Source organism: Bremerella sp. P1 (assembly GCF_028748185.1).
In the GTDB taxonomy this organism is placed as follows: domain Bacteria; phylum Planctomycetota; class Planctomycetia; order Pirellulales; family Pirellulaceae; genus Bremerella.
In genome coordinates, this window is the sequence record NZ_CP118164.1 from 1,037,866 (window position 1) to 1,064,128 (window position 26,263).

20 protein-coding genes are annotated in these 26,263 nt (G+C 56.3%); 5 read left to right on the forward strand and 15 right to left on the reverse strand.

The window, feature by feature from the left end:
* The first annotated feature begins 63 nt into the window (after positions 1-63).
* Entirely contained in the window at positions 64-1,419 is a 1,356-nt protein-coding gene (locus PSR63_RS04305; protein ID WP_274331041.1) for a sugar porter family MFS transporter, read from the forward strand.
* On the opposite strand, the gene PSR63_RS04310 is transcribed toward PSR63_RS04305, so the two are convergent.
* Positions 1,413-2,108: an MBL fold metallo-hydrolase gene (locus PSR63_RS04310; protein ID WP_274331042.1), complete on the reverse strand. Its 696-nt coding sequence runs from the start codon at positions 2,106-2,108 to the stop codon at positions 1,413-1,415. The genes PSR63_RS04305 and PSR63_RS04310 overlap by 7 nt on opposite strands.
* Before the next feature lie 379 nt (positions 2,109-2,487).
* On the opposite strand from PSR63_RS04310, the gene PSR63_RS04315 reads away from it, so the two are divergent.
* Positions 2,488-3,981 carry a sulfatase gene (locus tag PSR63_RS04315; protein WP_274331044.1) on the forward strand — a complete coding sequence of 498 codons (1,494 nt, stop codon included), beginning with the start codon at positions 2,488-2,490 and terminating at the stop codon, positions 3,979-3,981.
* Positions 3,982-3,988: 7 nt separating this feature from the next.
* Here the strand turns inward: PSR63_RS04315 and PSR63_RS04320 are convergent, their stop codons facing one another.
* The 3 genes from PSR63_RS04320 to PSR63_RS04330 all read right to left on the reverse strand — a co-directional run bounded on the left by PSR63_RS04320 (position 3,989) and on the right by PSR63_RS04330 (position 7,816).
* Entirely contained in the window at positions 3,989-6,526 is a 2,538-nt protein-coding gene (locus PSR63_RS04320; protein ID WP_274331046.1) for a LamG domain-containing protein, read from the reverse strand.
* Between the two features lie 137 nt (positions 6,527-6,663).
* The gene (locus PSR63_RS04325) at positions 6,664-7,269 is read right to left on the reverse strand and encodes a hypothetical protein (RefSeq protein ID WP_274331048.1); all 606 of its coding nucleotides are present in this window, start codon (positions 7,267-7,269) and stop codon (positions 6,664-6,666) included.
* Positions 7,270-7,300: 31 nt separating this feature from the next.
* Positions 7,301-7,816 (reverse strand): DinB family protein, encoded by a 516-nt coding sequence (locus tag PSR63_RS04330; protein WP_274331049.1) that lies wholly within the window; start codon positions 7,814-7,816, stop codon positions 7,301-7,303.
* Between the two features lie 497 nt (positions 7,817-8,313).
* On the opposite strand from PSR63_RS04330, the gene PSR63_RS04335 reads away from it, so the two are divergent.
* A complete protein-coding gene (locus PSR63_RS04335; protein WP_274331050.1) occupies positions 8,314-9,822 on the forward strand; it encodes a DEAD/DEAH box helicase in 1,509 nt (502 codons plus the stop codon).
* 96 nt (positions 9,823-9,918) lie between these two features.
* On the opposite strand, the gene PSR63_RS04340 is transcribed toward PSR63_RS04335, so the two are convergent.
* Positions 9,919-11,481 (reverse strand): choice-of-anchor I family protein, encoded by a 1,563-nt coding sequence (locus PSR63_RS04340; protein ID WP_274331051.1) that lies wholly within the window; start codon positions 11,479-11,481, stop codon positions 9,919-9,921.
* 239 nt (positions 11,482-11,720) lie between these two features.
* Here PSR63_RS04340 and PSR63_RS04345 point away from each other — a divergent pair, with 239 nt between their 5' ends.
* Positions 11,721-12,746, forward strand: a complete 1,026-nt coding sequence (locus PSR63_RS04345; RefSeq protein WP_274331052.1) for a hypothetical protein — start codon at positions 11,721-11,723, stop codon at positions 12,744-12,746.
* Here PSR63_RS04345 and PSR63_RS04350 read toward each other — a convergent pair.
* From PSR63_RS04350 to PSR63_RS04385, 8 genes are all read right to left on the reverse strand, one after another.
* Positions 12,728-13,435 carry a tetratricopeptide repeat protein gene (locus tag PSR63_RS04350; protein ID WP_274331054.1) on the reverse strand — a complete coding sequence of 236 codons (708 nt, stop codon included), beginning with the start codon at positions 13,433-13,435 and terminating at the stop codon, positions 12,728-12,730. The two genes, PSR63_RS04345 and PSR63_RS04350, sit on opposite strands and share 19 nt — an antisense overlap.
* 71 nt (positions 13,436-13,506) lie before the next feature.
* Positions 13,507-14,763, reverse strand: coding sequence for a DUF6348 family protein (locus PSR63_RS04355; RefSeq protein WP_274331056.1), 1,257 nt, complete (start codon positions 14,761-14,763; stop codon positions 13,507-13,509).
* A gap of 34 nt (positions 14,764-14,797) precedes the next feature.
* A complete protein-coding gene (locus PSR63_RS04360; protein ID WP_274331058.1) occupies positions 14,798-15,340 on the reverse strand; it encodes a hypothetical protein in 543 nt (180 codons plus the stop codon).
* A 36-nt stretch (positions 15,341-15,376) separates the two neighbouring features.
* On the reverse strand, positions 15,377-16,240 hold the full coding sequence (locus PSR63_RS04365) for a DUF2314 domain-containing protein (protein WP_274331060.1): 864 nt from the start codon (positions 16,238-16,240) through the stop codon (positions 15,377-15,379).
* Positions 16,241-16,412: 172 nt separating this feature from the next.
* Positions 16,413-18,080: a hypothetical protein gene (locus PSR63_RS04370; RefSeq protein ID WP_274331062.1), complete on the reverse strand. Its 1,668-nt coding sequence runs from the start codon at positions 18,078-18,080 to the stop codon at positions 16,413-16,415.
* 37 nt (positions 18,081-18,117) lie between these two features.
* Positions 18,118-19,068 carry an SgcJ/EcaC family oxidoreductase gene (locus PSR63_RS04375; protein ID WP_274331064.1) on the reverse strand — a complete coding sequence of 317 codons (951 nt, stop codon included), beginning with the start codon at positions 19,066-19,068 and terminating at the stop codon, positions 18,118-18,120.
* A 145-nt stretch (positions 19,069-19,213) separates the two neighbouring features.
* Positions 19,214-20,338, reverse strand: coding sequence for an HlyD family secretion protein (locus PSR63_RS04380; protein WP_274331066.1), 1,125 nt, complete (start codon positions 20,336-20,338; stop codon positions 19,214-19,216).
* 33 nt (positions 20,339-20,371) lie between these two features.
* Positions 20,372-20,686 carry a DUF3302 domain-containing protein gene (locus PSR63_RS04385; RefSeq protein WP_274331068.1) on the reverse strand — a complete coding sequence of 105 codons (315 nt, stop codon included), beginning with the start codon at positions 20,684-20,686 and terminating at the stop codon, positions 20,372-20,374.
* Positions 20,687-20,884: 198 nt separating this feature from the next.
* On the opposite strand from PSR63_RS04385, the gene PSR63_RS04390 reads away from it, so the two are divergent.
* Positions 20,885-21,658 carry a class I SAM-dependent methyltransferase gene (locus tag PSR63_RS04390; protein ID WP_274331070.1) on the forward strand — a complete coding sequence of 258 codons (774 nt, stop codon included), beginning with the start codon at positions 20,885-20,887 and terminating at the stop codon, positions 21,656-21,658.
* A gap of 3 nt (positions 21,659-21,661) precedes the next feature.
* Here the strand turns inward: PSR63_RS04390 and PSR63_RS04395 are convergent, their stop codons facing one another.
* Together PSR63_RS04395 and PSR63_RS04400 are read right to left on the reverse strand one after the other, a co-directional pair.
* Positions 21,662-23,089 carry a DUF1501 domain-containing protein gene (locus PSR63_RS04395; RefSeq protein ID WP_274331071.1) on the reverse strand — a complete coding sequence of 476 codons (1,428 nt, stop codon included), beginning with the start codon at positions 23,087-23,089 and terminating at the stop codon, positions 21,662-21,664.
* Positions 23,090-23,104: 15 nt separating this feature from the next.
* Complete coding sequence (locus tag PSR63_RS04400; RefSeq protein ID WP_274331072.1) at positions 23,105-26,140, reverse strand: DUF1553 domain-containing protein; 3,036 nt, start codon at positions 26,138-26,140, stop codon at positions 23,105-23,107.
* Between the last annotated feature and the right edge of the window lie 123 nt (positions 26,141-26,263).

Below are 26,263 nucleotides of genomic sequence, written 5' to 3' on the forward strand. Positions count from 1 at the left end.
ACTCATCCAACACGACGCGATCCAGCCTTAATCCTGTTTACCTAATCTTCCCCAACCCTTGAAATGCTTCATCGAATTATCTTCTGGTCGGTAACGGCTTCTCTGGCAGGCTTCCTGTTTGGTTTCGACACGGTCGTGATTTCTGGCGCGGAAAAAACGATCCAAGAGTTGTGGGGACTGAACGACTTTAAGCATGGCCTGGCCATGAGTGCCGCGTTGTGGGGGACAGTGATTGGATCGATGGTTGGTTTCTGGCCAACCGATCACTTCGGTCGCCAAAAGACATTGGTATCGATCGGCGTGCTTTACCTTGTTTCGGCTCTGTGGTCGGCCATGGCAACCGATCCCTATTCCTTCATGCTCGCCCGGTTTATTGGCGGCCTGGGCGTGGGGATCTCGACGGTAACCTCTCCGCTGTATATCTCTGAAATCTCGCCACCGCAGAACCGTGGCAAGCTGGCGGGCATGTTTCAATTCAATATTGTCTTTGGAATCCTGATCGCATTCCTCTCGAACGCACTGATCGCGCAGTGGTTTGCGGATACAGTCGCCGAAGGAGAGGTCAACAATGCATGGCGCTGGATGCTGGGGGTCGAAGCGGTTCCCGCGCTCGTCTACTCGATCTTCTGTTTCTTCCTGCCGGAGAGTCCTCGTTGGTTAATTGCCCGGCAAGGGGAACGCGAAAAGGGAATCGAGATTCTGCGGATGATTATGCCGGAAGACTCGCCTGGTCACGTCGAAGCCGTGGCGGACGAAATCGAGATCACCGCGCAGCAAACCGTCGCCGCTGGCAGCATCTGGCAAGCGAAGCTACATGTGCCGATGTTGATGGCCGTTCTGATTGCCTTCTTTAATCAACTCTCCGGCATCAATGCGGTACTTTACTTCGCCCCACGCATCTTCGAGATGACCGGACTCGGCGAAGAAGCGGCCTTGCTGCAGTCGGTCGGAATTGGTGTGGCTAATCTGATTTTTACGTTCGTTGGCCTGGCATTGATTGATCGCCTGGGACGCCGCACGTTGATGATCATTGGCTCGATCGGTTACATCGCCTCGCTGGGCCTCTGCGCATGGGCGTTTCATAGCGAGTACTATTCGATCGTGCCGCCGTGTATTTTTGCCTTCATCGCGGCCCACGCCGTGGGACAAGGCGCGGTTATTTGGGTCTTCATTTCCGAGATCTTTCCCAACCGTTACCGTGCCGGCGGCCAGACGGTTGGCAGTTTCACGCACTGGTTCTTCGCCGCAACGCTCACACTCGTCTTTCCTTACCTGGTGAACGCGTTGGCCCCTTCGATCGTGTTTGGCATTTTCTGTGGGATGATGGTGCTGCAACTTCTCTGGGTGTTGACCAAGATGCCAGAGACCAAAGGAGTTCCGCTGGAAGAAATAGAGCGGCAATTGGGCATGCATCAGTGAGCCGAAAGCCACTCGTGCAGTTTCTCGAGCCGTCGCAGGTGCTCTTCCGGTGGTGCCAGGTTGCCATGATTCGGCAGCACCCCTCGCGGTTTGATGGCGAGGGCCGTCTCAATGCTTCGCACGTTTTGCTGCGAATCGATGTTGAAGATGTTCAGCGGCAAGCGAGCCTGATCGCGGTAGCTGACAAAGAGGTCGCCGGTGAACAGCACCCCCTGCTCTTCCCACAAAAAACCCATGTGACCGCGCGTATGCCCTGGCAAGTGGACGGCTTGGACTCCGGAAGAGATCTCGAGTCGATCCCCATCGTCGAGCCAAATGTCAGGCTCGAACTTGTGATAAGCCAACACCACACGCCCTACGGCTTCGAGCCATCCTGTGACCCGCGATTTGCCAGAATACTTAGGGCGGCCTGCGTAGTGGTCGGCATCCAATCTCGGTGCTGCGATCCAGGCACCGTAGGCCTTGGCCAGGTGGGTCACGTTCAAGATGTGATCGAGATGCCCGTGAGTTATTACGACGCCGCGGACAGGTTCATCTTGCCAGCCCTCGCTACGGAGTGCACTTTGCAGCATTCGCCAACCTCCGATAAAACCACCATCGATGACGTAGAGCCCCTTGTCATCGCGCAGCACAAAGAAGTTGAGCGCCGGGGCACGAACTTCCAAGATTCCAGGATGAACAATAGGCATAGCAAGTCGATCGAATAAGAGTGGGGGGTCTTCCTACAGAATAGAGCGCTAACCTGACACTGGTAAGTCACCCTTTGAGCTACCTGGGGACGCGGGGTGCGATTACCCGATCCTTTATCACCGCACCCAAGAAGTCCCGTTTGTGGCAATAGCTTTACGTTTCAGTTTCCTGAAGTGGGTACCGCGCTGAAGAACGTCATCCAGACAACCAATCATGGGGTGCGCCAATAGACTTCTGACGAGATAGTTTAAATAAACTAACGTGATCAGCGCTCTTACGAGGTCATCTCGGTTGAATGCCCTCACGACGCCATTACGATAGAAAGCACGCTTTGCCTCCACGCCCTTTCCACCCCTCCTGAAGATGAGGCCTCCTCTCGTGAAATTGCTTTCAACGCTTGCCCTGCTGGGGATTCTCTCGTTTGTCTCTTTGGCACATGCCGCGGATCAACGTCCCAATATTGTCTTCTTCCTGGTCGACGATATGGGCTGGCAAGATACGTCCCTCCCCTTCCACACCGAAGCGACCGCGCTGAACGGTAAGTACCGGACTCCGAACATGGAGACGCTGGCTGAGCAGGGAACCAAGTTTACACAGGCCTATGCTTGCGCGATTTGTTCCCCGACGCGTGTTAGCTGGATGACCGGACAAAACGCGGCCCGCCATCGCGTCACGTGTTGGACCTTGCGGAAAGATGTTTCTCCTTCGCGCAATCATCCCAAGCTAAGCGAACCGCAGTGGAATTTGAACGGCCTGAGCCCTGTCCCTGGTATCGATAAAACCGTCCAGGCAACCACGGCCCCCATGCTGCTGCAAGAGGCCGGCTACCACACGATTCACGTCGGCAAAGCGCACTTTGGCGCGGTGGGTACTCCTGGAGAAGATCCCAAGAACGTTGGCTTCGACGTGAACATTGCTGGGCACGCAGCCGGCGGACCTGGTAGCTACTGGGGCAAGAAGAACTTCAGTGCCAAGTGGCGCAACGGCAGTCCCATCTGGGATGTTCCCGGTTTGGAAAAATATCACGGAAAAGACATCTTCCTGACTGAGGCGCTCACCCTGGAAGCCAATCAAGAGATCGATAAAGCGGTGGCAGCCGATAAGCCCTTCTTCCTTTATATGTCGCACTACGCGGTCCATGCTCCGTGGGAAAAGGACGATCGCTTTTACGAGTCATACAAAGACGCCGGTCTACCGGGACTCGGCCAGACGTTGGCCTCGATGCTCGAAGGCATGGACAAGTCGCTCGGCGATATCCGAGCCAACCTGAAGCGACATGGAATTGAAGACAACACGATCATCGTCTTCATGTCCGACAACGGTGCTCCGAAGAATGTTCCCCGAAACCTTCCGCTGCGTGGCCATAAAATTACGCCCTATGAAGGGGGAACGCGTGTTCCGATGATCGTGCAGTGGCCTGGTGTAACCAAGCCTGGGACAACATCTGATGGTTACCTGATCATCGAAGATCTCTTTCCAACCTTCCTGGAAATGGCTGGCGTCAACGATCGACCAGAGACCGACGGCGTGAGCATCGTGCCGCAGCTAAAGGATCCCAAGCTGGCTCATCACGACCGACCGATCTATTGGCACTATCCCAACAACTACGACCAGCCGGCCTACAGTTCAATTCGCCATGGGGACTGGAAGCTGATTTACCATCACGGTTCGCAGACTTCCGAGCTTTTCAATCTCAAGAACGATTTGAGCGAGAAGAATAACGTCGCCAAAACTCATCCAGAGAAAGCAGAACAACTGGCAAGCGAGTTGGGGCAGTACTTGAGAACCGTAGACGCCCAGATGCCGATCGTCAAAGCAACCGGTAATCCCGTGCCATGGCCTGATCAGGCAGGGGATATCGCCTCGAAGTAATGCACGGCTATTGGATCTCGGTCCAGCGTAGAATCCTAACACCTTGGGTACTCAGCCCAGCGGTTGCTAAATCCTGGATCTCCGAGGCGCACAACGCACGACTGTAGACGTGGACGTCGTCGACGCGTCCATCCAGGTAATCGCCTGAAGCACTGTAGACGCCTTCACCCATTATGAAAGGGTAGCTACTGCTGCCATACGTACCGCTGCCGATAGAATTGCCTCCCATGTGAACGAGTGTTCCATCTACATAAATCGAAATCGAACTCCCATCACCCACTGCGGCAAGATGCACCCATCTTCCGGCAGACAGTGTACCAGCAACGTAGCTGCTACCACCGTTAGCCGTCCATAAATGGATTTGTCCTTCGGCACCGTTAATACCAAACTCGATCACATCGTTCTGTCCGAAGAACGACCGATTCGCAGTCAATGAGTCGAAGTAGATCCAGCCAGCCATCGTGAACTGATTGAGACCATTGAGCAGGCTCTTCCCACTGGTCACATACTGCATCGAGCCATCCAATTCGACGGCGGTCCCCAGTTCGGACGAACTCGGCCCGCCAACTCCGAGTGTCGGTGCCCCCATATAGGTCGCGTGGTTCCCGGCCAAGGACGAATCGTAAGCGATCGATCCGCTCGTTTCGTCGAGTTCGTAATGAGCGATCACACCGGCTAGTTCCAGAATCTCGGATTCCAAAATCTGGCGATTATAGATCCGGAAGTCGCGCATCGAGCCTTGCCAATATTCGGACGACCCGGTGCGTGTTCCAAAGGTAAGTCGATTGGCCGATTGCGGGCTCAAGCTACCCGACGCACTCTTCTGTAGTTCACCATCAACATAAATCGCGTAGGTATCATCGTCACTATCGTACACGGCAACAAAGTGATACCACTTCGCCCCTGCGAATGGCTCGGAATAAAAACCGTTGGACGTCGCGTTGGATGCGACGTCGCAGTACACCACACCATCTGTCGTTTGACGCATTTCATAGTCGCCGCCGACACCCCACAGACGTTGATGACCAGCAGCGGGGTTCGTACTCAAAAACCAGAAAGCAATCGTTCCTTCCGAGGGCGGATCGAAATTGGAACCCGTCTCAGCTCGGTCGCCGGAACCATCAAAGGAAAGAGTCGTATTGCCAGCACAGTCGGTTGCCCAAGTAGCACCGCTGATGGTGGCGTCGTTGCCAAATGCGGTACTATCGGCCGCAACGCTACCACTCCCTTCGTCAAACTTCCAATGCCCGACCAAGCCATGTAGTTCGGCAACTTCTTCGGCGTCGAGTTCGTAGCTATAGATACGCAGATCGTCGATCGTCCCGTCGAAACGTTCGCTTGAACCGTTCCTCGTTCCCAGCGAGAGGTAGTTCGCCCCTTGGTCGGCCAGATTGTAAGAACCGGTCTTGTGCAACTGGCCATCAATATAGATTGCGTAGGTGTCATCAACCGCGTCGTAAACACCAACGACGTGATACCAACGATTGACCACATTCAAGGAACTGTTGGTCACAAATCCGCTGGTCGTCCCGGTCGCCCCCAGATCGAAGCCAACTCTGCCATCCGAGCCGATATAGATTTCCCAGTTATCGGCCGTGCCGAGAATGCGTTCCGTCCCGCTGACCGAGTCATCGCGTTTCATCCAGAAAGCGACTGTGCCTCGCTCAGGCGGATTGAATGTGGCATTCGAGCGCACATTGTTCGCCCCGTTGAAATCAAGGGCCCCGTCTCTGGGGCCTGTCGTCCAAGTCGGCGAGCCGGTCTGAAACGAGCCATGACGGTTGTTGCCCGACACGTCGCTAAGACTCGTGCCCGATCCTTCATCGAGTTGCCAATGCAGTTCTAATTCCGCGCTTGCCGGAGCTGCGTAGAGCAACGCTTGCTGAACGATATATTGCCCCGTACTGTTGAGCGACGACCACTGAAAACTATTTCCACCAAATGGCAGGCGGACACGGCGGCCGGCCGCGTTTGAATTGCTGAGCAGCGTATTGGCCAAAGCGGCTCCCGTTTCCAGGGTAGCCACGGTGACAGGGCCGGTTGAGCTCGTCCTCCCGACAATGACCAACCCGGGAGCCAGGGTGCCATTCATCTGTGTAAGTGGTTGGGTCGACGACACGATCGTAACGTTATATCCCCCGTCAACCACATAGATTTGCGTTGCCGAACGTTCGCTACCGTCGGTATCGGAGAAGCCGAATTCAACGTCGAGTCTTGACTCTTCGACAACAACGCCAATCGTTGCAAGCCGAAGCTTCGTTCCCACGGAATTACCATTGGCATCTTCAGGAACGTAGGCGAGATCTGCCGAAGCAAGAGCATTGTTGTATTCCGTCTGAGAGGCATCGTCCCAGATGGTCGTAACGGTGTACCCCCAAGACTGAAATGACGAACGCCGGGCAGACTCTTCGCTGGTCAAACTCCCGTCGTTAGCGGTCACCATCAGAATCGTCTGCTGAGCAAACAGCGACGGCGCAGCAGCACCTAGAACTGCGAAAAACGCAGCGAAAGCGACCCATCTCGACCAAGCTGGACGAGGCATCATCGGGACCTTCTCCGAGGAAACAACGCATCAGTGCGGAAAACAAGGTCCTAAAAGATAGGTCACCCCTGACGCGTTTCAAATCGTCAGAACCCGGATAACCGGACCTTGCCGAAAGCGTCCCGAGCCAAGTGAGCCGCTTACAGCCAGCCCATGGGATAAGTGCGATCGAAGGCCTGCTCGACGAAGGTACGGATATCTTGGTCCGAAGGCATGCCGGACGGCCCGTCGTTTGGACCATCACCACTTACCATATCCCGAATCTCAGCCATCTTTTCACTGCGGTCGTAGTCTCCGACCAAGATGCCGTTTTCAAAGACCAGTTCCCGCACCTTTTCATACTTCCAGGCCGGATGAAATCCCATGTGAACGTACAGCTCTTGGATAAAATCCTTAGCCAGCAAGAGCCCGCCGGAGTACTCCAGGTGAAAGTGGATCTTCTCGTAGTGATTGTTAAACCAGTCGTGCTGCTTCTGCGCATCCGTGGGCACAACGTCATTGATCGCCGGTCCCTGAAGCCGCTGGTAGTCTTTCCCCTCTTCATACAGATTGACGTGTAGATTGATCACGGCCAAGTGCCGATCGACCAAGCCGTATTCCACACAGTACCCTCGCCAGCACGCCGAGCACGTGCCGACCGGTTTCAACTCCAAAACGGCCGGGTCAAACAATTCCCCTTCGCTGATTCCCGCGACGTTGTAGGACTCGTCCTGGTATTGGAAATGATCGTTGATTTGGGCTGTCATGAGGGTGCCTCGCTTCCGGAAGACTAACTAGTCAGGACTGCCATCCACTGCCAAACCAGGGCGTATGAATTTGATAGTCCATCCGCAGCCGCATGATCAGTTGGGCCGCGTGGTGTTGTATATGACGCACGTTGTAAACATGAAGTTCGGCCCGGCTGAATGTCTTGGGAGGAAAGTTGCACGGGGCCGCCAGGTCATCGGCCGATTCTGCAGCCAGCGTTTCCTTCGCTTTCCTTCGGCAATACTGCAGATAGTCGTCAAGCGACTCTTTGGTGTACCGCTGCACCTGACGACGCGGCTCCATCTCTTCATAGTCGGCAAAGAAATCAGCACGCTGCTGGTGGTAGGCCTGCTGCTTGAAGTCGTCCGGGGTCTTCCCCAGGTAGTAATCGGTGAAGAACAGCGTGTGAAAGACGGCCTGATCGAAGGTCAGGTTGACCACTTTCCCCTGCCAGGCAGCTTCGGGGCTCTGAACGATGCAGTGATTCAACGTGCATAACGATGCTTCGTACTGCTGCAGGATCACGTCATTCCACAGATCGGCCATACCCTTTTCCCTGTCGATAAAGTCGTGTCAGCTAACCACTTGGCACATCCTAGCACCTTCCGGAATATCCGCCCAGAATTGGGTCTGAATTGCCCCTTTCTGGTGATTGGTCGCGGAAACCCGCCTATTCTTTAGTGCGCTTAGCGAGTATAGTTATGCCAAACAAGGTGTGAGACTTAGCGGCATTCGTGCCGTTCAAGTTCATTCGATTCGATAAAAAGCGGTCACCTGGACCGAGATGCGGCAAACCAATTGCCATCTCACTTGCTCCTCCCAGGTTGCTCGTTCTCTCGACCGCGACTGATTATCTTGCCCCTTACGGCCACTCCACGCAACAAAACTATCTGCGTGATGATTACCTTGCCGCGTAAGGCAAAACCAGCTGGCCGACAATTTGGCATCGCCCCGCAAACCAATGGGGCAGACAGTTCGCGCGTCCAGGTCGAGAGGACTCTCTACCGATGGTCTGCGAACGTCCTCCGAAAGCATTGATTGATATGAAGTTTACTGACGTCGCGCTAGCCGAACCGTTTCAGCGTGCTTTGAAGAAGCTGAAATACGAAACGGCCTCGCCGATTCAAGCGGAAGCAATTCCCGTCATCATGGACGGTAAAGACCTGATTGGCTGTGCCCAAACCGGCACCGGCAAGACGGCCGCATTTGCGCTTCCGATGCTCAACCGCCTGCTCGAATCGCTTCCTCCCCGCGAGAAGCAAACCGAACGTGTTCGCGGTAAGCGAGTTCCTCACAACAAGTTCCAAGGTCCACCTCGTCCGATCCGTGGCTTGGTTCTGGCTCCCACGCGCGAACTGGCTGCCCAGATCGGCGAGAGCCTGAAGAAGTACGGCGGGGCAACCGCATTGAAGCACACCGTCGTATTCGGCGGCGTTTCGCAGAACCCTCAGGTACGTGACCTTCGTTGGGGTGTCGACACCCTCGTTGCTACCCCGGGCCGTCTGCTCGACCTGATGAACCAGGGACACATCAACCTGTCGCAGCTGGAAATCCTTTGCTTCGACGAAGCCGACCAAATGTTGGACATGGGCTTTTTGCCGGCACTCAAGAAGATTGTTGCGGCTTGCCCTGATCAGCGTCAAACGGTGATGTTCTCGGCGACCATGCCACCCGAGATCCGCGAGTTGGCCGAGAAGTGGCTGAGCAATCCGGTCTCTGTTCAGGTTGCCCCCGTGGCGGCTCCGGCCGAACGTATTTCGCAGTCGGTCCACTTCGTTGACAAGCGACGGAAGGCCGCCCTGCTCTCGCGTTACCTGCAAGATACGCCGCGCAGCCGAACGTTGGTCTTCGTGCGTACGAAGCACGACTGCGACAAGATCGTTCGCTTGCTGGAGAAGGACGGCCTGCGTGCCGCTGCCATCCATAGCAACAAGAGCCAAAGCGTCCGCAGCCGCACGCTGGCTCAGTTCAAAAGCAACCGACCGCCCGTGCTGATCGCGACCGATATCGCCGCACGCGGCTTGGACGTGAACGACGTTTCGCACGTGGTGAACTTCGACCTGCCGGAAACTCCGGAAACGTACGTCCACCGAATCGGTCGTACTGCCCGAGCCGGTGCCGAAGGGGTTGCCGTTTCGTTTTGTGCTGGGGGCGAACGCCGTCTGCTCAAGCAGATCGAACGCCTGACCCGTATCTCGATTCCGATCGAAGCGACCATCGAAGGCTTCGAAACGAGCGACCCGATCGTGCATGACGAACCTCGCCGAGGTGGCTCGCGTGGTCGTGGCCCTCGTAGCGGCGGTCCTCGTGGCAATGGTGGTTCCAATGGTGGCCCACGCAAGTTCGGCAGCAAGCCAGGCAAGAAGCCACGTCGTTTTGGCTCGAAGGCCAAGTCGGACAACCAAGGCGGCGACGATCGCCCAAGCGATAAGAAGCCAGCCGCGGCAGGTCCCTTCGGCAACAAGAAGAAGCCCAAACGCATCGGCGGCAAGCCAGCGACCGGCTTCGGCCAGAAGCAAAAGCGTCGCCGTCCGGCGAGTGCCAAAGGCTAAGCCGACGGGTTAGCGATAGAACAAATAGAAAACCGCCTGAGCGAGCAATCGCTGCAGGCGGTTTTTGTTTTTGACACGATGCGTGCGAAAGTCCGCTTAGTCGTTGAGCAGGTTGGAAAGCAGACCGCCGGTTCGCTTGATCTTGAACAGGGTGGTCGTGCCACTGAACTCGTGCGAGACAACGATCGCCGGTTCGGTGAATGGGCTGTCGCTACGCGAGATGAAGTCGATCCCTTCTGGAGCAATGTCCGTCAGGTTCCGCGAGTACTCGACGAAGCTCGGGTTCAGCGGGTTGCTGATGTCGTACAGCATCACGCCGCCAACGCGTTCCAGACCGATGAAGGCCCAAGTGCAACCCAGGTCGCTGCCAATATCGATCGCTTCCGGCTCCGGTCCCTTCGCGTCGCTGCGGTTGTCGAAGTTGTCGATGTCGCCATCGTCCGAGTTGAAGTAGTCAGGCACCTGAGCCGCCGTGATCTCTTCAAAGTCGCTACCGCTATCGTACAACTGCACCGTTTGACCAAACGGAGACAGCAGCCACAGCGAGAATGAGCGAGCACCGAAGCTATAAAGCTCGTCGTAGTCGCCATCGTTGTCGATGTCACCCAGCGTGGTCGTGACGTCCAGGCGTCCCAGGTTTTCGTCTTCCTGCAGGAATTCGGCATCGGGGAAGGCATCTTCGTCCAACACCAGATCCTTGATGCGTTCTTCTTCCGAGAAGCCATCGTAGTCGCGGGCATCCCCTTCGTTGGCCGAAGCCACCACGGTGAAGCCGAGGAACTGGGTCGAAGCGATCGAATCCGGCATGTACATCCCCTTGGTCGGCCAAGGCTGGATGTTGATCGCATCGTCTCTGTCCGAGGCGTCCATCGCGTTCTCAGGGAGCGAATGATCCTTGAAACCAAGCGGGTTGATCGACAGAACGCGTTTAGCCGGAATGCTGATCACGGCAATCGCGTTGTTTTCCTGACAGCTGACATAGGCCGTTCGGGAGTTGGCCGAAACGGTAATGTATTCCGGTTCGATATCTTGCGTGACCGAAGCACCTGGGCCGAAAATGCGAACGCCAGCGGCCTTCAGGGCCGCTTCGTCACCGTTGAACGACTCGAAGCCAGCCTCGAATACTTCCGGGTCCGAAGGATCGGTCACGTCGATGATCGAAACGGAACCAACCGGGTCGATCAGGTAGTCGTCATCCGGCTCCCCTTCGTTGGCAACCAGCACATACTTGCCGTTGGGTGTGAAGGTCACCATGTCTGGCAGGAAACCAGCTTCAGGCTCGGAATAGACCGAGTAATCTTCGGCGTCGACCAGAATGACTTTGCCTCGCACGCCGGTTTCTGCGGCAACGGCAATCGCAACGAGACCTTCATAGCAGGCAACACTATTCACCTTGCCTGCTTCAATTTGATAAAGCAATGTGCCGTCGGTCGCATCCAGGACGTCGACGGTTTCATCAACCGCGTTGGTCACAAACACTTTCTGAGTTTCCGCATCGTAAGAAGCGATCTCACAAGCCGATTCTCCACCGGCAGCCGAATAACGCCAGGCTTCTTCCAGCGTGGGCGTGCCAAACAGAAAATCCAACGGGCCGGCTGCAGCCGAACTAGCCAACACCAGCGATGCCAGAACGGCACTGCCAAAACAACGCAATTTCATCCGAGGTGATCCTTCATCTTTGGGTGAGTCCAGAAAGACAATGAGTCGACAAGTGTGCCGAGCTTTTGTTGGCAGCAGATGAAGGGCAAATGAATAACACAATTTCGTGTTATGCCCCGACGGAGTGCGTGCAAGAACGGTTCAACCCAGCAGCAAAGACAATTTGGTTCCGCAACTTGTTAAGCTTCGATAAAATAAACAAAGCTTGATTCACAGCCACGTACCAGGACGACCTTACCTTGTCCGAGACGCCTTATCTTCGTTTGGTTCAAGCCGCTTCGCAGATCGTGGTGGACGATAACTACCACGACCTGATCGATCGTCGCGACATGGCAGCACTGCGCCATCTGGTGGATCAGAATCGCGAAGCACTTGCGCTTGCTCGGACGCACCTGGGACCCAGTTGCCAGATTAAGTTGGTGTACGAAGCCGACTTCTTTGCCAAGAGCTGTCCCAACATGCAGCATCTGCGGAACCTGTCGCGGGCATTCACCGCCGAGGGACATCTGGCCGGCTATGAACAGCGCTGGAACGATGTGGCTTCGATCGGACTCGACCTCTTGGAACTCGCCAGTGCGACCGGACGGGGCGGACTTCTGTGCGATCACATGGTCGGCTGGGCCATCAGCAGTTGCGGCATCGACTTGCTTCGGCGTTGGCGTACCCAGTATGACGAGGCGACGTTATCGCACCTACTGGTTCGTATTCCTGAAATCGAAGCAGGTCGAGACGACTGGGATGCGGTCCTGGAGCGCGATCAAGCGTGGGAAAAAATTGTTGAGTACCCGGAGGACGCGGTCGATGGATCGTCGTTCGAGCTTTCCGAAGAAGACAAGCATGACATGTCGGAAGAAGAGATCGCCGCCTATTACGAGGTGATCGATCAAATGCTGAACATGCCCGACGAAGAACGCACCGACATGAACCGCGACCTCGAGAACCGGGCCGTGGCCAGCTTGCGGCTGATGACCCTCGATACGGCAATCCGCGTGTTTCAAGCCATGACCGGTCGCTACCCGCAGCAGCTTGCCGAGTTGGTCCCAGGCGTCTTGGCAGAACTTCCCAGCGATCCATTCACCGGAAACGACTTCATCTATCGCCCCCAATGGAAAGGCATCTTTCATCGCTCGATCGAAAGCTTCCTGCTTTACAGCCCCGGTCCCAGCCAACAGGACCACGGCGGCAGTTTCGGCCCCTATCCGCTGGTCGCCGCAGGCCAGGCCGACTTGTGTTTAGATGAAGCCGACTATTGGTCGGAGGATTGATCCCCGTCGGTTGCCTCGGCTTTCGCTCCGTCCGGTGCTGGCGTCTCTTCCGCGATGGCCCTAAACGAGTCGATTCGTTCTTTGATCAACTCGGGACGCTCGTAACCACGCACAATTGCCTTCTTGAGCTCGCGATCGGCGTCGTCGAAGCGGCCGACCGTGGCATAGGCAAATGCCAGGTTCGAGTGCGCGACAGCCAAGGAGTCGTCCAGCTCGACCCCCTTCTCCAGATGCACGACCGCTTTTTCGTACTCTTCCTGATGGATATAGAGCGCGCCCAGGCTGACGTGAAGCTCGGCGTACTCCGGCTCCAGTTCCAAAGCCTTGTTGTACATCTTTTCGGCTTCATCAAATTCACCGATCAGACGGCAGACGACACCCTTGTTGACGTAAGCCATATGATTCTGGGGATCTTCCTTGATCGCCATATCGTGGTACTTGATCGACTCTTCGTACTCGTCCAGCTCGTTGTAGCAATTGCCGATCATCGTCAGCACTTCGCTTTTGTTGTAGTTAATCAGCGGCTTCTTCAGAGCATCTTGGAAATAGGGAATCGCTTCGGCGTAGTTCCCCTGGTCGTGATACAGGGCCCCTTCTTCGACCAGCGCGTCCCCGTTTTTCTCAACGTTGCAGCCAACAAGCATAAGGATCGCAACGAGACAAATCGCGGCGGGAGTGATTTTTGTCATGGCAATAGATCTAGCAGAAAGGAGCAAACGATCAGATTCGTTCTGTCGATTTTAGTCTTGTCGCCAGGAATCTACCAGAACTTCCACCACGGCTTCTTTGCCGCTGGTCGCGAAGGCTTCGACATCTTGAAGACCATCTCGACCGCCTTGTCCATGGTTGCCTGCGATACGCCCCGCTCTGGAACAACACTCGGAAAGAGCCGCATGCCACTTAAGTCATCGGCATCGGCCCCCGATTCCAGGGCGTTGAGAATGGCATTCGACTCGGCATTGTACAGGGTTAGCGGTTGCCATTTCTCTTCCGGCATCGTCTCCCACAGCTTGGCGCCAATGGCCCGGGCCCGGGAGTAGGCTGGCAATCCCATCAAGGGAACATCCGTTTCGATCGTGCCGTCACGACGTGCTCGGACGATGGTCGGCGAATACTGCACGCCGGTCTGCTCGAAGTAGAGACGCCCGAAGGCAATCGTCGAAAGAGACTCGACTTCATGGACCAGGTCGGCGTCGAACCCCTGCCGGACCATGACGTCCATCAACGAATCGATGTTGGGGTAATCGGTAAAGTGCTCGGCAAAAAACTGGATCGTGCGTTCCAACTCCTTGCGGCGCTGGACTTCGGCTGAGTTACGAGGAAACTCGAACACGGCAAATCGAGTCACGTAGCCGAAGTCAGGCCCTCGGACGCTGGCTGGCCAGTCATCATCGCGATGGGCGACCTCGTGACCGTCGATTTCCAATTCACGCTTCCAGCCTTCGTCGCCATGCGAAAGAATGGTCGCTTTAACCAGGTGAACCCGTCGCGGAGCTGCGGACTCGGCCGCATAGCGAAACCATGGCTTGCTGTCGTCGAGCTTCTCGTGAATCGCATCGTCCTCGATACCGCGCGACAGCGATGGTCCGACGTAGGCCCGTAGCCCCGGCAAGCCGTAGTCGCCGGGGGCATACCCTTTTGAGAAATCCCCTCCTTCAACGCCAGCCTGGCAGGTCATGCAAAGCGGCTGGTTATCGAGAAACGATTTGATCGGCCCGGCCACACAGGTAATCCACAATGCGGCGGCCTCGCGCAAGGCCTTTTCACGATCGTCCCCCATCCCCACCACGCACGCATCGAGGACTTCATCGTCATAGTCATGTAGCGTGGCAAACACATGACAATGCGCCATCTCACGGCGGTCCTCTTCTCCATCGTAGATTTCACCCCTAAGGGTGATCCGTCCGTCGAATAGCTTGAGCTGGCCATCGAACAATTGCGTCCAGCCCCCCAGTTCGCCGTCGTGCGCGACGATCCCTTCCTCGATGTACTCGAGTAGTTGGTGTTCTTCCGTCACGGTTGAAATTATCCCAGCATACTAATGAAACAATTCACTCGATCGAAATTTGATTTACCACACCGGCAGCTTCCAACGCATCCACCTCATCACCAATTTCGTCGTAGTAGTCGGCAAGCACGATGTGTGCGTTCCTGGCTCGCCATGCTTGAAACGTATTTTCAATCTCAGGACGATCTAACCAGCTAGCCGCTTCACGAATCAGCAATTGGTTAGGGATATGTCGTTTCGCGTTTAGCATTTCTGTAGCCGCTGCCAAACTGAAATACTGGCATGCTAGGACGAACGCCAATGCAACACTACGACTTTGACCCGCTCGGCACGTCACTAGGACGCATTCACGATCCTTGGCGAATGCAATGGCTTGGTCGATATGTTCCGATGTAACGTGCTGCTGTCTTTGAATCGGACGCTCAATATCATCAAACCGAAGTACTACATAGTCTTGAGCATGCTCCTCGACAAACGGGTTTAAATCCGATTCGCCACCCAACACAACAATCACATCCCAACGACCAGATTCCCGGCGCAGCAGGTCAGAAGCAGCCAAGTAACTTGCGGCGAGGATTTCTTTCAATCGTTGATTCCCTTTCAGGTGATTCCAATGCGGCCGCTAAGCTCCGCCAGCTTCTTCCAGCCGCTTCATGACCTTCTTCCAACCCAGCGACTTGGCCAGCATATATGGCGTCATGCCGTTGCCGGCAGGCTTCTTGGGGTCGGCACCGTTGTTCAGGCAAACGTCGACACCATCGAACGATCCCCCCAGGGCCAACTGGTGCAGGAAGGTAAAACCCTTGTCGTCCGGCTCGTTGAGCATCTCCGGGTTGCCGGCCAAGGCTTCCTCGAATGAAGAACGCATGTTGACCGACATGGGGTGCTCGTGGGCGGCGACCTTGGCGTAGTCTTGCGGTTCTTCTTTGGCCCCGCCACCAAACAGCTTGCTAAAGAAACCTTGCTTCGGCGGTTTCTCGCCGATGTAGTCAGGCGGCACCAAATTGACGATGCCCACCGGGCCGAAATCGAAGCCCCAGGCATTGTCGTGCTCGCGGCGTTCGCTGGCCCCCAGACGCGATCGCATCAGGTCGACGGTAAAACCGCCGTAGACTTTGCCGAAGATCACGTACATCCAATCGCAAATCTGCTTGCCGGGGATCTTCACTTCATCCCCTTCCTTCACCGACTTAAGCGAGTGAGGCGAATTGATCAACGTGCCGGTCAAGTGCTTGCCATCGAAGTCGACATCGATCAGCCACATGTGTTCTTTTTCAAGTTCATCCGGATCGTCGGTTCGCAGCTCGGGCGGATCTTCAAAGGTCGCTTTCACCGCGGCAATTTCCAGCCCCGGAATGATGCGGCGGCGTTCCCAGGACATCTCGCGCCAGAAGTATTTAAAGGTTTGCCGCGCCTTTTCGGCGGCTTGTACCATTTCGGGGTCGTTGGCAGGCGTAAGGATGGCGGTCGATTCTTGATCGGACATGGTCGACGGGCCTCGTTGATAAGAAGAGAGAAGAGAGGAATTACGGCTCAGTTTATCGGAGCCACCTAGCGGTGCCAACTTTTTTATCGGGAACCAGGAGAAGCGTCTTCGAACGAAACATGCCCACGCGAACGTGGGCATGTTGTGTGATCGTGCTTCGCCAAATACTCCGCTAGAACGGCAACCCTTCGCCGGAAGAGTCCTTGGAAGCGTCTCCGCTGTCATCCTGCTTGGCGTCTTTAGGTGGATCCATGCGAATCAACAAGTAATGCTTGGTGCTGGCCGTACCAAAGTGAACCAGGACCGGCACCTCGTTCTTGGTGAGGTTATAGATCCCGGTCTCGAAGACCGTGGACGAATTATCCCCGACTGTGAACGCACAGCGCTGCGTCTTCTTGTCGACCTTGCCTTGCACCAGGTACGACTTGTCGGTCGACGTGTTGTAGTACGATCCACTGATGATCCCATTGTGATCGACCGCCAACTGGATCACCCGCGTCGGCTTCGGGTCTTCTTCACTGGTCGAAATCGCAAAGGTACCCAGCGGAAGGAACTTGTCGTCTTGGCTGTTATCGCCTTGCGTGCTGTCCTGCTGGTTCGACTCGATATCCGAAGGCTGCACGGTCGCCAGGTCCATCGCCGACTGGGCGTATTGCTCCTGGGTGCCGACATCCTGACCATTGACGTAAACGGAATTGTCCTGATACACGACGTTGCCGCCGGCGCCGTAGTCGTAATAGATCGGTGCTCCCCAGCCGTAGTAAGGGAACCAGGCCGTCATGCGACCCCAGGTCACGCCGCCCCACCAATACCACCAGTCGTGATTGTGCCAATCGTGTTGGTAGTACCAGGGCCGAAGGTTCGGATGGTTGTGGCTCCACCAATCACTTCCCGGACGATTCCAATTGAAGTGATTTTCGATGTTCTGGGTGATCTGCGGATGATTGTCGCTCCACCAGTTACCATCGATGTGGTTGTCGTGAATGTTCTGAAGCTTGTTACCGATGTTGCCGTTGTTTTGAAAGTTCTGCAGCTTGTTTTGCAGATTCGGATGGTCTTGGCCCCAGAAGTCATTCCCAGGCTTCGGACCATCGCCCCCTAACCACTTTTCGATTTGGTTGCCAGCGTTGGGATGATTCTGACTGAATGCACCACCGCCGGGCAGGCCCGAGCCTTTCGCCTTGTCGGCCCATTGCTCTAGCTTCGCGGCGCGGTCGGGATTGTTATCCAACCAACTGCTAAGCTTGTTCGCCCCAGCACTGCCGGGACCGACGATGTTACTGAGCTGATCATGAATCTTGCTGGCAGCATCCGGCGGGAAGTTCGTACGAATACCACCGTCGGCTTTCGGACCACCTTGCAATCCGAGGAAGCTTTGCAGCTGCCCGGTCGAGGGTCGCCCACCGTTGGGCAGATGCGAAGTGAACGAAGGAAAGCCTGCGTGACTTTCGCCGATACCGGCCAAGCCGTCCCCAGCATGCAGCGACGAAGGATTCAGCGTGCCAGGGAAACGCCCCGCGACACCAGACGGAAGATTCAATCCACCTTGCGGCAAGTGAACGCCCGAGGGCAAATGAGCACCGCCAAAGTCTCCTCCCCCGAAGCCACCGGCACCGAGACCGCCACCGCCGAAGTTGCCACCCAGCCCTGCGCCGCCAGGACCACCGGGATGAAACCCACCTCCGGCCATCGCTCCGCCGCCATGGAATCCGCCGCTCAGGCCTCCCATTCCACCACCGTGGAATCCGCCACCGCCATGAAAGCCGATCGCGTAGGTTGTTGCAGGCAACAGGACCGCCGCCACGACAGCCCAACACCAGGTCAAGATATTTCGCTTCATCGAAATGTTCCCTTATGTCTCTTGTGTGCGTGAAGTCCTAGTTGCCGCGACGTGTGAGCTTGTCGGGACCACTTCCCGGCAGTGCCTGACCGTCGACTTCCATGTTCACCAGGCTCAGCTTCAATTCATTGGGCGAGACTTGCTCGATGACCTGGCTGTACGAAGCACGGCGACCGTCGACCAGCTTCACCACCATCGGACAACGCCAAGTCTTCGGTCCGGTTTGCTCGAAGGTCCCTTCGCCGAAGCTTCCGTCGCCGTCAAACTGCCAACAGCGGATCACGCTGTGTTCGCTATCCCAGCCGATAATTTGCATGCCTGACTGACTGAAGCCCTGGGGCGTGTTCATTTGATATTGGCGAGCCAGGAAGTTGCCACCGTTAATCCAATGAACATGATTCGACACGACCGACTTCTCGCTGGCATCAACCCACGTCCCCACCAGCCAATCGAGCTGATGCAACGCACTGGGCGAAACCGCGGCAGCCGCTGGCACATCCATTTCCTCGACTTCGCTGATTAGCCACTGGTCGCCGTGCTTGGCCAACAGAGCCGACAGACGCGAGAACGAAACCGACTTGTCGGTGTGCAAGAGCTGCGTCGAGCACTTCACGCTTGCAACGTTGGGGGCGATCTCGCGAAAAGAATTCACCGTGATGACCAACTTGGCCTGGGGATCGGTTTGAAAGAGCCCCTCGTAGGCGGCCAGAATTGCCGCACGCCCTTTCAGGCTGCCGGCCATCGACGTCTGACGATGCACGGCATCTTCCTGCCAGAGATTAGCAATCGCTTTGGCATCGTGTTGATTGAAGGCCGTTTCAAACGTTTTGAAAGCCGCCTGAAGGTCTTTCTCGAGCGGGCTGCCTGCCGACTCGTTCGATTGGGCATGAACCGCTGCGCCAAACAGCAATAAAATCGAGCATGCCAGCAAACCACAGCCGAGCTTTCCGGCGATATGGCATCCGCTCGGCGAAGATAGAAACTTCATCCGACGTCCCCCGTTCTCTATGAGATGACTGTGCCCCGTTATTAGGTGTTTCACCCAGAATTATAGGTGGTGTTTTTTGGGGGTCGCAACAAAAGGATCGAGAGAATTAGCAGAGAAGCGAGTTTTCACCGGAGTTTCACAACATTTACATTGGCAGAAGATAGTACATCAACGCTTTAATCCGAACGGTGACGGTGCTAATCACTTGAAACGGCTTCCCTTTGCTGGTGTAGATTGTGGCCATACCGGCGGTTCCGATGGGAAGCTCTTTCGCAAACTCCTTGTCGTCGAGGTCGATCTTCACGGCAAACTTTCCACTGGAATGCACACTCGAAACGTCAATCAGCTTCCCTGAAGTGAGGAACTGCCCTTCGCCGCTACCTTGGATAACTCGATCTACCGTGCCGCCATAAACCTGACCGGGATGGTTTTTAAAGACCACTTCGACGCGATCGCCTTGATCAACGTTCGTCAGTACGTTCTGGCTGAACACTCCCACGACAGTGACATCGCTCATGTCGACGAATGATCCCATCGGAGCCATCGGCAGTGGCACGGCCATCGCGCCTTCGCGAACTTGCCAATTCGTAATGAAACCATCAGCCGGCGCATACACGGTGCACTGCGCGAGATCGAATTCAGCCGTATCGAGCTTGGCTTTGGCAACTCCTACTTGTTGCTCGGCCGTTTGCAAGGTTAACGTGGCGACTTCCTTGGCCGCATTGGCCTTATCGACACCTGCTTCTGCGGCAACGACCTTCGCTCGCAGTTCAGTCAGTTCCAGGGCACTCACCGCGCCTGGCGAACGCTGGTTCGCATCTTCCTTCGCAGCCAGGTCGGCTTTGGCTGCCTCGCGACTGGCGGTTGCTTCTTGAATCGTGGCGTCAGCAACTTTGAGTCCGGCAATCAATTGCTCTACCGTTTTCTCGGCAGCACGCAGATCCCCTTCGCTCTGATTCACAGCGAACTGGTATTGGTCCTTTTGAATCTCGAATAGAACGTCTTTTCCCTTCGTCAGTGGAACATTGGGTTTGGCAGCGAGCTTGGTAATGGGGCCTTTGACCTGTGGAACGATCTGAATCGTATACCGCGAAACAACCAACTGGCTGGAAGTCGGTGCAGAGAATTGCCAAATGATCACAATCGCTCCCACCGCAACGATTCCGATGACGGAACACACAGCCAAGTTCACAGGCGTTGGCTTGACCTTCATCTTCATATAGAAGAGCCAAATCCCCGCCGCATACAAAATGACAAACAAGGCAATCATCGTGCACCTATCTTTGACATGGGGCAAGCGACCTTAAGCCGACGCACTTTTAAGGGAATCGAGTTCGGCCTGAAGTTCGGCCACTTGTTTACGGAGCGTCTCAACTTCACTACCCTCTGCCGGGGTTGAATTACCGAAGGGAATAAACGCCCACACAAACGCGACCGGCCAGAGAACCCCACCCAGGGCTAACCCAATCCAACTGGCTGCGTTGATGGCGTCGACGTGAGGATGATTTCGCCCTTGGGCAATGCGGCCAGGAAGCGACCCGAGAAAGGCAATCGCCGCAACGATCACAAAAAACAGAATCGCGATAACGAAACAGGCGAACAGCGAGGCAATGTCCATAATCCCTATTCCTGAAGTCAACCGGAAGGCTTCCATGAGTCAATCGAACTCGACTGTCAGTCTAGCAATTGGTATTTCGAGCGTCATGGTTTTTCCCACAATTGATTTCGCCTTGACTTAGTCGCTGGTATCCTCATTAAGATCAAACTAAGCTGATGATGCCCCGCGAAATTCCCGCACTCCATCTTGAGATCCACCATGGCAACGAAGGACTTCGGCGCGATTGAAACCGACTACGCGTTTTTCATGTCGAATGCCACCGAGGCAAAAAGTGACGTCGAGGAATACGCTCGACAACTCAACGGATTTGCCGAGGGACGAGAGCTGATTCACCTGCTCGACTTTGGCTGCGGCACCGGCGAGTTCAGTCGGCAACTGCTCGAAACCCTGGCCTGGCCGAAGGAGTCGTTGTACCTGACCCTCTTCGAGCCGGTTGACCATCAACAAGAGATCGCGGCCCGCCGGTTGTGCCGCTTCAGCGATCATGCGATCGCCAGCTTGGGAGAAGCCTCGTTCGATCAGCGACCGACCTTCGATGTGATAGTTTCCAATCACGTGTTGTACTACGCCGAGAATCTTACCCAGACGATCGAACAACTCTTAGAACGCCTGCACGCGGAAGGCAGAATGCTGTTGGCGATGGCCGGGCATGAGAACGCGTTGATCAAGCTGTGGAAAGTCGGGTTTGACCTTCTCAACCAGCCGATTCCTTTTTACATCGCCGAGGACGTCGCGGCGGTACTTGCGGACCACAATGTCAGCGTGAGCACGTCTCCGTCGCATTACCAACTTCGCTTTCCTGACAGCGAAGAGAACCGCTGGAAGATCCTGCGGTTCCTATTCGACGACTACCTGCGACAGATGCCACGCGAGCAGCTGCTACGGGAGTTCGACCAGTACGTTCAAGACGATCACATCGAGATCAACACCTTCAGCGACCACTTCGTCGTGCAGCTAAATCCGGCAACGTAGGCGTTAGCTCAACAGCTGTTCGACTGGATGATGCTCTTCCACGCCGGTCAGCTTGAAATTCAGTCCACGGTGTCGGAACGTCAGCTTGTTGTGGTCGATGCCCAGGCACTTCAGAATCGTTGCCTGGACGTCATGCACGTGTACCTGGTCCTCGACGACATTGAACCCGAGTTCATCCGTCTTGCCCATCGAAAACCCTGGCTTGATGCCGCCGCCAGCGAACCACATGGTGAATGCTTGCGGGTGATGATCGCGGCCCTTGCTTCGGCCTAGTGCCGCACTGGCTTCGACCATCGGCGTACGACCAAACTCGCCCCCCCAAACAATCAGCGTTTCATCCAACATGCCGCGGCGGCGAAGATCTTCGACCAGCGCCGCACAGGCCTGATCGGTTTGCTTGGCCTGACCGCGAATGCCTCCTTCGACGTTGCTGTGATGATCCCAGCCGGCATGGTAAACCTGCACGAAGCGGACACCCCGCTCGGCCAGTCGGCGGGCCATCAAACAGTTCGTCGCAAAGTCATTCTTCGACTCGCCTGGATTTACTCCGTACAGGTCGAGTGTCTCTTTCGACTCTTGAGAATAGTCCATCAGCTCGGGTGCCCGCGACTGCATGCGGAACGCCATTTCGTACGCTTCCATGCGTGTGCGAATCTCGGGATCGCCGATCCCTTCCAACTGTTTACCGTTGAGTTGATGGATCAAGTCGAGCGAGTCACGCTGGGCTTTTTGATCGTAGCCAGGCGGATTGGAAACGTTCAAGATCGGCTGACCTTGACCGCGAAACGGCACGCCTTGATGGACCGACGGCAAAAAGCCAGCGTTCCACATCGCCGCGCCACCACTCAAACTACCGCCACTTTTTAGCACGACAAACGACGGCAAGTCATCCGCTTCACTCCCCAGCCCATAGCTGAGCCACGAGCCCATGCTCGGACGGCCCGGCACACCATTACCGGTATTACAAAACAGCTGAGCCGGCGAGTGATTGAAATGGTCGGTGTGGACTGAACGCACGATCGCGATGTCATCGACCACCTTGGCCAGGCCCGGCAGCACTTCCGAAATCTCGGCACCACACTGACCATGCTTGGCAAACTTAAACCGTGGACCAAGCACCGCCGCATCCGGCTGAATGAACGCATAACGCTGGCCATCGATGACCGACGGGGGAATTGGCTTCCCTTCCATCTCGGCCAGTTTCGGCTTGTAGTCGAACAGCTCCAGCTGGCTCGGCGCACCGGCCATGAACAGGTAGATCACCCGCTTGGCCTTCGCCGGGAAGTGGGTTGGTTTGGGCGCGAAGGGGCTACCATCTTCTGCCACGGCTTCATTCGACTGAGCCAACAGCGATGCCAAGGCAATCTTGCCGAGTCCTACTCCGCAATTGCGAAAGAAATGCCGTCGCGTTTGTTCTTGTAGCCAGTTCATAGGGCGTTTGATTTCTTAAGGTTTGGTAACAGCTTCATCCAGGTTCATCAGCGAGCGAGCCACCATGACCCAGGCGGCCTGCTCGGGCGAACTCGACTCCTGCGAGGCAATGACCTTGACGTCAAGCTCGCCGTTTTGCAAACGCGCAAGCTGTTGGTTTCGATACGCAAGGATCGCTTTCAACTCGTCTGCTTCCGGAGGCCGCGTCAGCAGTCGGCGGAAAATATTCTCGGCGATCGCTTCGGGCGTAGAAGCCTCTTGCTGGGCGGCCGCTGCCATTGCCTGAGCCAATTCGATGTACATGGCATCATTCAGCAGCGTCAGCGCTTGCAGCGGAGTGTTGCTGCGGTCTCGCTTAGCCGTACACACCTCACCGCTAGGAGCGTCAAACACGGCAAACGCCGCGAAAGGAGTGGTGCGTTTGCTGAACGTGTAAATCGAGCGGCGATATCGATCGTTGCCGGTCGATGGCTTCCACTTGAAATTTCCATAGGCCAGCGCGGTCACGCTATCGGGCTGCGGCGGATAGACGCCAGGGCCGAACATTTCGCCAGAGAACTTACCGCTGGCCTTGAGCATCACGTCTCGGACGATTTCGGCATCGACGCGGAACCGAGGCCCTCGTGCGAGCAGCCGGTTTCCCGAATCGATTTCGCGAAGCTCCGGCGAAGCATCTGCCGTCTGACGGTAGGTCGAGCTGAGCACGATCTTGCGATGCAATGCTTTCATCGACCAACCGTTTTCCATCAGCGAGCAGGCCAGGTAATCCAGCAGCTCCGGATGCGTCGGCGGATCAGACTGGGTACCGAAGTCTCCACTGCTTTCCGCGAGCCCCCGGCCAAAAAATGCCTGCCACGTTCGGTTGGCCACAACCCGGGCCGTCAACGGATTCTCTTCACTGACCAGCCACCGCGCCAGTTCCAACCGAGTGCGGGGACCTTCGGACGAATCATCGCCGAGGAACTCTGGCACGCGCGGTGTAACGGCTTCCTTCGGGCTCAAGTACTCGCCACGATGATGCAGGAAGGTCGGACGCGGGTTATCCGTAGGTCGTTCTTGCATCACAAGCGTGGTCGGAAACGCAGGCATTCTCTTCCGCAAATCATCAATTGGCTTGCGGGCATCAGCCAGTTCCGGAGCGACCGAAAGATAGTAGTGATTGATTTGTTCTTGCTGTTCCGGCGAAAGCTCTTCGGGAGACATAGCAAGCAACGTTTCCACTTCGACTGGCATCTGCTTGGCCGATACCTGTCGATCGGCCGATGCGGCCGACACGCGGAATCTTCCGAGGCTGGCCGCAAAGTGGCGCTCGAACAGGAGCTCTACCTTCAGCTCGTCTGCCTTGGTGATCGGCTGCGGCAAATTGACGACCAACTGATGCGACTCGCCTTCGCGCTGGGCAGTCGACCATCCGGTCGAACCATTCCCATCCAGCACATTGGCCGCGTCGGCGTTGCCGCTGCCGATGCTGATCTTGCCGTAGCTATGCGAGGCCCCGTCCAGCTTGACTGGCTGACCGTCGAACTTGGCCGACAGCTCACTGAGGAAGAAGTCCCCTTCGCGGCCTTCATAATAGGCACGACCTGGGCCGCCGGCCGGCAAGCGTGGGTCGGCCATGACCTCCAGCCGTAGCGCCGTCAGCGGCAATTGGCTTTCATCAATCGCGTAGGTCAACGTGAACACGTCGCGTTTAGTAATATCGCCACTGGAAAGAATCGAGTGATCAGGAAGCGACTCGAGCTTCGGCAAGTTGCTTTCCAGCTTGGTGGCCGCCAGGGGCTGCCACGGGGCGACCTGCTTGCGGGCATCGGCGAGCCAAGCCGAACGCTTGGCCTGCAGGTTCGCTTGTCGACGTTCTTGCTCGTCTCCCTCGCCTTCGGCCGGTGGAAACTGGCTGGCCAGCTCGGCCGTGAGCTTGTCGACCTGCCTGGTCAACTCTTCACGGCGATTGAGGACGTCGGCCGATTGAATCCGCAGGTCTGGCTCGTCCGCGTTGTTGAGCAATGCCATGAACGAGTAATAGTCGGTGTGCGTGATCGGATCGTACTTGTGCGTGTGGCACTGAGCACAACCGACTGTCAGGCCCAGCCAAACGGTCCCGGTTGTAGCGACGCGGTCGACCATGGCATAGAAGCGGTACTCAAGCGGATCGATGCCCCCTTCTTCGTTGAGCATCGTATTGCGATGAAAGCCGGTAGCGATCTTTTGGCTTTGGGTCGCATCCGGCAACATGTCGCCGGCGATCTGCTCGATCGTAAACTGATCAAACGGCATGTCATCGTTGATCGCCCGAATGACCCAGTCTCGATAAGGCCAGATCGAACGAGGACGATCTTTCTCGTAGCCGTTAGTATCGGAGTAGCGAGCCAGGTCCAACCACTCGCGGGCCCAGCGTTCGCCATAATGCTTCGAAGCCAACAACCGATCGACGAGTTTCTCGTAAGCTTGAGGGTCTTGATCGTTGACAAATGCGTCGGCCTCGGCTGGTGTGGGTGGCAAGCCGATCAGGTCCAAGTAGACGCGGCGAACCAAGGCGTACTTATCCGCGTCCGGCGATGGCTTCAGGCCATCCCTTTCCAGACGAGCCAGCACGAACCGGTCGATATCATCGCGTGGCCACTTCGCATCGGAAACCTCCGGCACCGGTGGCTTCTCAGGCGGGACAAACGCCCAGTGCTCGGCATAGGGGGCTCCCTCTTGAATCCACTTGCGAAACTTTTCTTTCTGCTCGGCCGTCAGCGTGTCGTTGGTATGTGGCGGAGGCATCTGCAGCTCGGGATCATCGGTCAGGATACGCTCGAGCAGCAAACTCTCGTCCGGCGAGTTGGGCACGATGGCCCCATAATCGATCGCGGCGTCCCGCTCGTCCAACCGCAGGTCGGCCTCGCGGTGCGACTCGTCAGGGCCATGACATGCAAAGCAGCGGGCAGCAAAGATTGGGCGGATATCTCGATTGAAATCAATCGACGACTGGGCCCTTGCCAGGCGTACATCGAGACCGACGGCCGCCAGGGAAGCCAGGAATAGGAAGAGAACTCGACGAAGCGACATCGCGCATTCCGGGGAAGGAAGGTAACGGTGGGATGATCCTTCAAGTATATCCCTCGCTGCCCGATTTGCCAAACATGCATTCAAAGCGAAGCAATTAGATCCGATGAACTGCGAAAGCACGAT

Coding starts and splice junctions, on each gene's coding strand:
- PSR63_RS04305 (WP_274331041.1), top strand. CDS start 64: ATGCTTCATCGAATTATCTTCTGGTCGGTAACGGCTTCTCTGGCAGGC.
- PSR63_RS04310 (WP_274331042.1), bottom strand. CDS start 2,108: ATGCCTATTGTTCATCCTGGAATCTTGGAAGTTCGTGCCCCGGCGCTC.
- PSR63_RS04320 (WP_274331046.1), bottom strand. CDS start 6,526: ATGATGCCTCGTCCAGCTTGGTCGAGATGGGTCGCTTTCGCTGCGTTT.
- PSR63_RS04325 (WP_274331048.1), bottom strand. CDS start 7,269: ATGACAGCCCAAATCAACGATCATTTCCAATACCAGGACGAGTCCTAC.
- PSR63_RS04330 (WP_274331049.1), bottom strand. CDS start 7,816: ATGGCCGATCTGTGGAATGACGTGATCCTGCAGCAGTACGAAGCATCG.
- PSR63_RS04335 (WP_274331050.1), top strand. CDS start 8,314: ATGAAGTTTACTGACGTCGCGCTAGCCGAACCGTTTCAGCGTGCTTTG.
- PSR63_RS04340 (WP_274331051.1), bottom strand. CDS start 11,481: ATGAAATTGCGTTGTTTTGGCAGTGCCGTTCTGGCATCGCTGGTGTTG.
- PSR63_RS04350 (WP_274331054.1), bottom strand. CDS start 13,435: ATGACAAAAATCACTCCCGCCGCGATTTGTCTCGTTGCGATCCTTATG.
- PSR63_RS04365 (WP_274331060.1), bottom strand. CDS start 16,240: ATGTCCGATCAAGAATCGACCGCCATCCTTACGCCTGCCAACGACCCC.
- PSR63_RS04370 (WP_274331062.1), bottom strand. CDS start 18,080: ATGAAGCGAAATATCTTGACCTGGTGTTGGGCTGTCGTGGCGGCGGTC.
- PSR63_RS04375 (WP_274331064.1), bottom strand. CDS start 19,068: ATGAAGTTTCTATCTTCGCCGAGCGGATGCCATATCGCCGGAAAGCTC.
- PSR63_RS04380 (WP_274331066.1), bottom strand. CDS start 20,338: ATGATTGCCTTGTTTGTCATTTTGTATGCGGCGGGGATTTGGCTCTTC.
- PSR63_RS04385 (WP_274331068.1), bottom strand. CDS start 20,686: ATGGACATTGCCTCGCTGTTCGCCTGTTTCGTTATCGCGATTCTGTTT.
- PSR63_RS04390 (WP_274331070.1), top strand. CDS start 20,885: ATGGCAACGAAGGACTTCGGCGCGATTGAAACCGACTACGCGTTTTTC.
- PSR63_RS04395 (WP_274331071.1), bottom strand. CDS start 23,089: ATGAACTGGCTACAAGAACAAACGCGACGGCATTTCTTTCGCAATTGC.
- PSR63_RS04400 (WP_274331072.1), bottom strand. CDS start 26,140: ATGTCGCTTCGTCGAGTTCTCTTCCTATTCCTGGCTTCCCTGGCGGCC.